Source organism: Psychrobacter sp. T6-1, assembly GCF_052258445.1.
Genome location: NZ_JBQQFC010000554.1, coordinates 1 through 1,035, shown reverse-complemented (window position 1 = coordinate 1,035; position 1,035 = coordinate 1). Strand labels below are relative to the sequence as shown.

General features: G+C 44.0%; 1 protein-coding gene. It reads left to right on the top strand.

Annotation, left to right across the window (positions count from 1 at the left end):
- Nucleotides 1-791: energy transducer TonB (locus ACTXGO_RS14540; protein ID WP_443575020.1), on the top strand; the 791-nt coding region annotated here is incomplete at its 5' end.
- Nucleotides 792-1,035: the final 244 nt, after the last annotated feature.

Below are 1,035 nucleotides of genomic sequence, written 5' to 3'. Positions count from 1 at the left end.
TTCATGCGCTAATTATCTTCGGTATTGGTTTTTCGGTAGGACAGGATTCTGCCGCCGTCATGCAAGACGTCGCTCAAGTGTTAACAGATGATATGACGCCGAATAAAGAGGCTAATTATATCGCTAATGGCTCTCAAAAGGGTGGCGGTACAGTCATAGAAAGGGTTCGGCAAGAGAGCGCTCATATTAGCTCTATGTCTGCGCTACAGATTAGTCAAACACAGGACGTAATCAACTTACCGCGCAAAGTCCGTGAGCGGCGTCATCAAGAGAGCTACCTGCGCACAACGCTCAGCTGGCGTCAGGCGAGTATTGAGTCTGACAACGATAGCAAGCAAGCGCAAGATAATATGCTGGTGCAAGAGGAGCGACTACGTAAGCAGATCGCAACGCTTGAGACGCAATTGTCCCAGCGCCAGCAGATATATGCAACTCAATCAAAAGCCCTTACGATTGATAGTAACTCAACGACCAAGGGGGCGGCAGCTGATTATATCAATACCTTTCGCGAGTACGTAGAGCGTGTTGGCAATCTCAATTATCCAGCGCAGGCACGCGCTCAGAGCATTACTGGTGACGTACGTTTGATGGTTATTATCAATAATGATGGCACAATCAAAGCCATCAGCTTGCTTGAGAGCTCAGGGTCGAGGATATTGGATGAAGGCGCAAAGCAGTCTGTGCGCAAGGCGGCGCCCTTTGGCAAATTTACCAAGGACATGCGTGATATTCCAGAGTTACGGGTGATTCGTACTTATCGTTATAGTGACAGTGTTGAAGTTGTGTACTAAAGTATTCGACTATCAAGATATTGTACTGCTAAGCCACTAGACTATTAAGCTATTAAATAAGCTATCAAATCATTCAGCATTTAAGTGATTAAGCTAAAAAATACCAAAACACTTGGCTATCAAATTATTCAGCATTTAAGCTATTAAATCATTAAAAGAGTTTTTATGGAATTTTTAGGATTTACCTTCGATATTGCCGCACTGACACATAATGCGCTCACTGTAGTTATCAAAATTGCCTTTG